Genomic DNA, 7,202 nt, shown 5'->3' on the forward strand with positions numbered 1-7,202 from the left:
ATGACTTCGTCAACGTGGTCAACGGCGAAGCCAACCTGCAACAGGCTCTGATCAAAGACAAGCGTCTGGAAAACCTCTACGTACTGGCCGCCAGTCAGACCCGCGACAAAGACGCGCTGACCGTCGAAGGCGTGGAAAAAGTCCTGATGCAACTCAAGGCAGACTTTGACTTCGTGGTGTGCGACTCACCGGCGGGCATCGAAAAAGGTGCACACCTGGCCATGTATTTCGCCGACGAAGCGATCATCGTGACCAACCCGGAAGTGTCCTCGGTACGTGACTCCGACCGCATGCTCGGCCTCCTGGCCAGCAAATCGCGTCGTGCCGAACAAGGCGAAGAGCCGATCAAGGAACACCTGCTGCTGACCCGATACAACCCGCAGCGCGTCAGTGATGGCGAAATGTTGGGCGTCGAAGACGTGAAGGAAATTCTGGCAGTGACCCTGCTGGGTGTCATCCCGGAATCCCAGGCTGTCCTGAAGGCTTCCAACTCGGGTGTCCCGGTTATTCTCGACGACCAGAGCGATGCCGGTCAGGCCTACAGCGATGCAGTCGATCGTCTGCTGGGCAAAGAAAAAGAACATCGTTTCCTCGATGTTACGAAGAAGGGATTCTTCGAGCGCCTGTTTGGAGGTAGGTAATGAACCTTTTTGACTTCTTTCGTGCCAACAAAAAGCCAAGTACCGCCTCGGTAGCGAAAGAGCGTCTACAGATCATCGTGGCGCATGAGCGCGGCCAGCGCAGCACGCCGGATTACTTGCCAGCCTTGCAGAAGGAACTGGTCGACGTGATCCGCAAGTACGTCAACATCGGTAACGACGACGTACATGTTGCACTGGAAAGCCAGGGCAGTTGCTCGATTCTGGAACTCAACATCACCCTGCCTGATCGTTAAGTCGATCCGGCAGTCGCCACGGCGGCTCAGGGCCATTCCGAAACAGGAATGGCCCTGAGCCGCCGTTGGCGTTTGTTACGAGGCTGTTTTAATGCCGTTGTCCAACATCCACATCATCCATCAGGACGCCGCCGTTCTGGTGGTCAACAAACCGACCCTGTTGCTCTCGGTGCCCGGCCGCGCCGACGACAATAAGGACTGCCTGATTACCCGCTTGCAGGAAAACGGCTACCCGGAAGCACGCATTGTCCACCGTCTGGACTGGGAAACCTCCGGCATCATTCTGCTCGCCCGAGACGCCGATACCCATCGCGAACTGTCCCGCCAGTTTCACGACCGCGAAACCGAAAAAGCCTACACCGCGCTGGCCTGGGGTCAGCCAGAACTGGACAGTGGCAGCATCGATCTGCCGCTGCGCTACGACCCGCCCACCAAACCACGCCATGTGGTCGATCACGAATTCGGCAAGCATGCGCTGACCTTCTGGCGCGTGCTGGAGCGTTGCGGTGACTGGTGCCGCGTTGAACTGACGCCGATCACCGGCCGCTCGCACCAATTGCGCGTGCACATGCTGTCGATCGGGCATCCGCTGCTCGGCGACGGTCTCTACGCCCACGAACAGGCCTTGGCCGCCTGGCCGCGCCTGTGTCTGCACGCTAGCATGCTCAGCTTCACCCATCCGCAGACCGGCGAACGGCTGCGCTTTGAGTGCCCAGCGCCGTTCTGACTGACACCGCGATTTGAAACTGTGGGAGCGAGCTTGCTCGCGAATGCGCTGGTTCAGGCGCAGAAGTGTCGACTGACACAGCGGCTTCGCGAGCAAGCTCGCTCCCACAGGGATCCGGTTCAGATTCAATTCCCTGGTCAATGCGTTAAACTCCCGCCCATTGCTGTCTGGAGCTTCTTATGCGCGAAGAGTTGAACCAAGGCCTGATCGACTTCCTCAAGGCCTCCCCTACCCCGTTCCACGCTACCGCCAGCCTGGTGCAACGTCTGGAGGCTGCCGGTTTTGTGCGCCTCGACGAGCGCGAGCCATGGACCACCGAGGCCAACGGCCGCTACTACGTCACCCGCAACGACTCCTCGATCGTCGCGATCAAAATGGGCCGCAACTCGCCGCTGCACGGTGGCATCCGTCTGGTTGGCGCGCACACCGACAGCCCGTGTCTGCGGGTCAAGCCACAACCGGAGCTGCAACGCCAGGGCTTCTGGCAACTGGGCGTTGAAGTCTACGGCGGTGCGCTGCTGGCGCCGTGGTTCGACCGCGACTTGTCGCTGGCCGGGCGCGTAACCTTCCGCCGCGATGGCAAAGTCGAAAGCCAGTTGATCGACTTCAAGGCACCCATCGCGATCATCCCCAACCTGGCCATTCACCTTAACCGTGAAGCCAACATGGGTTGGGCGATCAATGCTCAAACTGAACTGCCGCCGATCCTCGCCCAGTTCGCCGGTGACGAGCGTGTCGACTTCCGCGCCGTGCTCACTGACCAACTGGCCCGCGAACACGGCCTCAACGCCGACGTCGTGCTCGATTACGAGCTGAGCTTCTACGACACGCAAAGTGCTGCGGTCATTGGCCTGAACGGTGACTTCATTGCCGGCGCGCGACTCGACAACCTGCTGTCGTGCTACGCCGGCCTGCAAGCCCTGCTCAGCGTCGAGACCGACGAAACCTGCGTGCTGGTCGCCAACGACCACGAAGAAGTCGGCTCCTGCTCGGCCTGCGGTGCCGATGGCCCGATGCTCGAGCAGACCCTGCGTCGCTTGCTGCCTGAAGGTGACGAGTTCGTCCGCACCATCCAGAAATCCCTGCTGGTTTCGGCCGACAACGCCCACGGCGTGCACCCCAACTACGCCGACAAGCACGACGCAAACCACGGCCCGAAACTCAACGCCGGCCCGGTGATCAAGGTCAACAGCAACCAGCGCTACGCCACCAACAGCGAAACTGCCGGGTTCTTCCGTCATCTGTGCATGGCCGAAGAAGTGCCGGTGCAAAGCTTCGTTGTACGCAGCGACATGGGCTGCGGCTCGACCATCGGCCCGATCACTGCAAGCCACCTGGGCGTGCGCACCGTCGACATCGGCCTGCCGACGTTCGCCATGCACTCGATCCGCGAACTGTGCGGCAGCCATGACTTGGCCCATCTGGTCAAAGTGCTGAGCGCGTTCTACGCCTGCCGCGAATTGCCGTAACCGCTGAAAAGCTTCGCGAGCAAGCTCGCTCCCACAATTTGAAATGCATTCCACCTGTGGGAGCGAGCTTGCTCGCGAATGCGCCAGTTCAGACAACAAAGATTTCATCTTTGAGCCGGATCATTCCTGATACACATCACCACCCACTTCAGAAACCCACCTAAACTTTAATCATCCCTTTTCGACAAGGCAGTCCCCATGATCTCGATGTCCTCCTTCCACGCCATGCTCATTCCCATCCTCTGCGGAATGATCCTGCTGGCCATCGGCTTCAACTTCCGCGACAAGAACGCGGGTGTGTTCGCGATGTGGATCGGCATGCTCACAATCCTCGCCACCGTGGTTTACAAGATCCTCGCCAAACTCAACGAATAAATCCGCGCCCGGCTCGCATTGCTTTCGGTGGGCTCGTACACTCCAGCGAATCCGCCCCTTGCGAGGTTGACCGCCTAGTGTTTGCTCGTCTGTTTGCTCTGCCCTGTATTTTCCTCATCTGCCTGATGACGTTGCTGCCAGTGGCGCCCGCCCACGCGGTCGGTCTGCCGGGCCTGCTCAACACCAGCAAGGCCCAGCCCGAAGCCCAGGAACCGCTCGGCCAGTCCCTCGACGAAGTCATCAAGTCGCTGGAAAACGACAAGCAACGCGCGCAGTTGCTGACCGACCTGAAGAAACTTCGCGATGCCACAAAAAAGGCCCAGGCCTCTCCGGAACAAGGCGTGCTCGGCCTGATTGGCGGTACGCTGGCCAATTTCGAGAAACAGTTTTCCGGCGCCGACAGCCCGGTGACGCGCTGGTCCAGCGAGTTCGATCTGGCCAAGGATGAGTTCAAGGCGCTGATACTGCCGGCCAGCGAATGGCTGCCGATCATCTTTGCCTTCGCCATGATTCTGATGGTCTGGAGCCTGCTCGCCGCCGCGCTGATCTGGCTCGGTCACCGCGTACGTATGCGCTTCGGCCTCACCGAAGAACTGCCCCAACACCCCAAGGCCCTCGACATGTTGCGCTTCGCTTTGCGCAAACTTGGGCCGTGGCTGATCGCCCTGGTGATCACCGTTTACATGAGCTACGCGCTGCCATCGTCGCTGGGCAAAAGCCTGGCGATGCTCCTGGCCTATGCGCTGGTGGTCGGTACCTGCTTCTCGGCGATCTGCGTCATCGCCTTTTCCCTGCTCGACGGTCCGCACCGCCATCGCGCGTTGTACATCCTGCGCCACCAGGCGTTTCGGCCACTGTGGCTGATCGGCAGCTTCGCCGCGTTCGGTGAAGCCCTTAGCGACCCACGGCTGATCGAAGGACTCGGCGTGCACCTCGCACACACCGCCGCGACCATCGCCAATGTCCTTGCGGCGTTGTCGACCGGGTTGTTCATCCTGCGTTTCCGCCGGCCGGTCGCGCACCTGATTCGCAATCAGCCGCTGTCCCGTCGCCTGACCCGCCGCGCCCTCAGCGACACCATCGAAATCCTCGGTACCTTCTGGTACGTGCCGGCGCTGGTGCTGGTCGGCATCTCGCTGTTCGCCACTTTCGTCTCCGCCGGCGACACCAGCACCGCGCTGCGCCAGTCGCTGATCTGCACCGTGCTGTTGGTGTTGTGCATGGTGATCAACGGCCTCGTCCGTCGTCACTCACTCAAACCGCAACGCGGGCCGAAACGCCACGCACTCTATTCCGAGCGCCTGAAAAACTTCTTCTATACCCTCGCGCACCTGTTCGTGTGGCTGGTGTTCATCGAACTCGGCCTGCGCGTGTGGGGCCAGTCGCTGATCGGTTTCGCCGAAGGTGACGGCCACGACGTCAGCGTCAAACTGTTCAGCCTGATCGGCACGCTGATTTTCTCCTGGCTGATCTGGATCCTCGCCGACACCGCCGTGCACCATGCCCTCACCCGCTCGCGCAAAGGCCTGGCCAACGCACGCGCGCAAACCATGATGCCGCTGATCCGCAACGTGTTGTTCGTGACGATTTTCATCATCGCGCTGATCGTCGCCCTGGCGAACATGGGCATGAACGTCACGCCACTGCTGGCCGGTGCCGGTGTAATCGGTCTGGCCATCGGTTTCGGTGCACAGTCACTGGTCGCGGACTTGATCACCGGCCTGTTCATCATCATCGAAGACTCGCTGGCCATCGACGACTACGTCGACGTCGGCGGCCACCTCGGCACCGTCGAAGGCCTGACCATCCGCACCGTGCGCCTGCGCGACATCGACGGCATCGTCCACACCATCCCGTTCAGCGAAATCAAAAGCATCAAAAACTACTCACGGGAATTCGGCTACGCAATCTTCCGCGTGGCAGTGCCGTACAACATGGAAATCGACGACGCGATTAAACTGATGCGCGACGTCGGCCAGAAAATGCGCACCGATCCCCTGCAACGCCGCAACATCTGGTCGCCACTGGAGATTCAAGGCGTGGAAAGTTTCGAATCCGGCAGCGCGATTCTGCGCGCACGGTTCAAGACTGCGCCGATCAAACAGTGGGAGGTTTCGCGGGCGTTCAACTTGTCGCTCAAGCGGCATCTGGATGAGGCTGGGCTGGATTTGGCGACGCCGAGGATGAGCGTGCAGGTGATCACAGCTGGTGGTGGGCAGCCGAAGGAATAGCACTTCGCAGTGACACTTGGGTCACAGGCAGGGAAGCCAGAAAAACAATAACCATGGAGAAACCCGATGCAGCTGACACGCATTGCTCAGACAGTTCTGCTCACCCTGCTCGCCAGCCACGCCGGCGCGGCCACGATGGAGAGCAGCCGTGAACAGATCGCCGCACAGGCTAAACAGCTCGAACCCGAACTGCTGGAAAACCGCCGCGACATCCACGCCCACCCGGAACTGGGCAACACGGAAAAACGCACGTCGGAACTGGTCGCCAAACAACTGAAAGCCTTGGGCCTGGAAGTCAAAACCGGCGTCGCCCGCACCGGTGTGGTCGCCATCCTCAAGGGTGGCCTGCCCGGCCCGACCGTGGCCTTGCGCGCCGACATGGACGCCCTGCCGGTCAAGGAAGTCGCCGACCTGCCGTTCGCCTCAAAAGCCAAAGGCACCTATCTCGGCAAAGAAGTCGACGTCATGCACGCCTGCGGCCACGACGCCCACACCGCGATCCTGCTCAGCACAGCGAAAATTCTCACAGGCATGCGCGACACCCTGCCCGGCACCGTGGTGTTCTACTTCCAACCCGCCGAAGAAGGCCCAAGCGATTTCATCCCCGACGGCAAAAACACTTGGGGCGCAAAAATGATGGTGGAGGAAGGCGTGATGAAATCACCGAAACCCGACGCCGTCTTCGGCCTGCACGTCTGGGCCGGCATCCCCGCCGGCCGGATCGCCTACCGCCCAGGCGCCACCCTCGCCAGCTCCGACGACCTGCGCATCAAAATCCTCGGCAAACAAACCCACGCAGGGCGCCCGTGGGACGGCATCGACCCGATCACCGTCGGCGCGCAAACCATCGTCGGCCTGCAAACCGTGGTCAGCCGCCGCACCGACATTTCGTCTTATCCGTCAGTCGTCAGCATCGGCACCATCAATGGCGGCACGCGCTACAACATCATCCCCGAATCAGTCGACATGACCGGCACCATCCGCTCGTACGACTACGGTATCCGCCAGAAACTGCACGCCGATGTGCGCCAGACTGTCGAGAAAATTGCTGAAAGTGGCGGCGCAAAAGCCGATGTCACCATCATCGAAAAATACGACCCGACGATAAACAACCCGGCGCTCACGGAAAAAATGCTGCCGACACTGCGCTGGGCAGCCAAGGACGATGTGGTCAACGCGCCGCTGGTAGGTGGCGCGGAAGACTTCTCGTTCTTCGCCAAAGAAGTGCCGGGATTGTTTGTATTTCTGGGCGTGACGCCAAGGGATCAGGACATGAGCAAGGCTGCGCCTAATCATAATCCGGGGTTCTTTGTGGACGAGTCAGCGTTGGTTGTTGGGGTTCGGACACTGGCATCGTTAGCGACAGATTATTTGTATGCCAATGGTGGGGCAGGCAAGTAGAGCTTGGGGGAATGTGGGGGCGCCTTCGCGAGCAAGCTCGCTCCCACAATTGAGCTGTGGGCAGGCTGTCAGAGACTGGTCGGCTGTCAGGCCGCCATCGCTGG

At 60.6% G+C, this 7,202-nt stretch carries 7 protein-coding genes; all 7 read left to right on the forward strand.

Features of this window, described 5'->3' with window-relative positions:
* A partial coding sequence (minD, locus tag ACIQVE_RS26410) for a septum site-determining protein MinD (RefSeq protein ID WP_402814184.1) occupies positions 1-641 on the forward strand: 641 nt, incomplete at its 5' end.
* Positions 641-895 (forward strand): cell division topological specificity factor MinE, encoded by a 255-nt coding sequence (minE, locus tag ACIQVE_RS26415; protein WP_003223146.1) that lies wholly within the window; start codon positions 641-643, stop codon positions 893-895. The genes minD and minE, both read left to right, overlap by 1 nt.
* Before the next feature lie 91 nt (positions 896-986).
* On the forward strand, positions 987-1,622 hold the full coding sequence (locus ACIQVE_RS26420) for an RluA family pseudouridine synthase (RefSeq protein WP_034151766.1): 636 nt from the start codon (positions 987-989) through the stop codon (positions 1,620-1,622).
* A 179-nt stretch (positions 1,623-1,801) separates the two neighbouring features.
* Positions 1,802-3,091, forward strand: a complete 1,290-nt coding sequence (locus ACIQVE_RS26425) for a M18 family aminopeptidase (protein ID WP_402814188.1) — start codon at positions 1,802-1,804, stop codon at positions 3,089-3,091.
* Positions 3,092-3,289: 198 nt separating this feature from the next.
* Positions 3,290-3,466, forward strand: coding sequence for a hypothetical protein (locus ACIQVE_RS26430; RefSeq protein WP_162835980.1), 177 nt, complete (start codon positions 3,290-3,292; stop codon positions 3,464-3,466).
* Positions 3,467-3,543: 77 nt separating this feature from the next.
* The gene (locus tag ACIQVE_RS26435; protein ID WP_402814190.1) at positions 3,544-5,697 is read left to right on the forward strand and encodes a mechanosensitive ion channel domain-containing protein; all 2,154 of its coding nucleotides are present in this window, start codon (positions 3,544-3,546) and stop codon (positions 5,695-5,697) included.
* A 66-nt stretch (positions 5,698-5,763) separates the two neighbouring features.
* Positions 5,764-7,098, forward strand: a complete 1,335-nt coding sequence (locus ACIQVE_RS26440; protein WP_402814193.1) for an amidohydrolase — start codon at positions 5,764-5,766, stop codon at positions 7,096-7,098.
* The last annotated feature ends 104 nt before the right edge of the window (positions 7,099-7,202 follow it).

Origin of the sequence: Pseudomonas sp. NPDC098747, from assembly GCF_044760045.1 — a bacterium.
In the GTDB taxonomy this organism is placed as follows: domain Bacteria; phylum Pseudomonadota; class Gammaproteobacteria; order Pseudomonadales; family Pseudomonadaceae; genus Aquipseudomonas.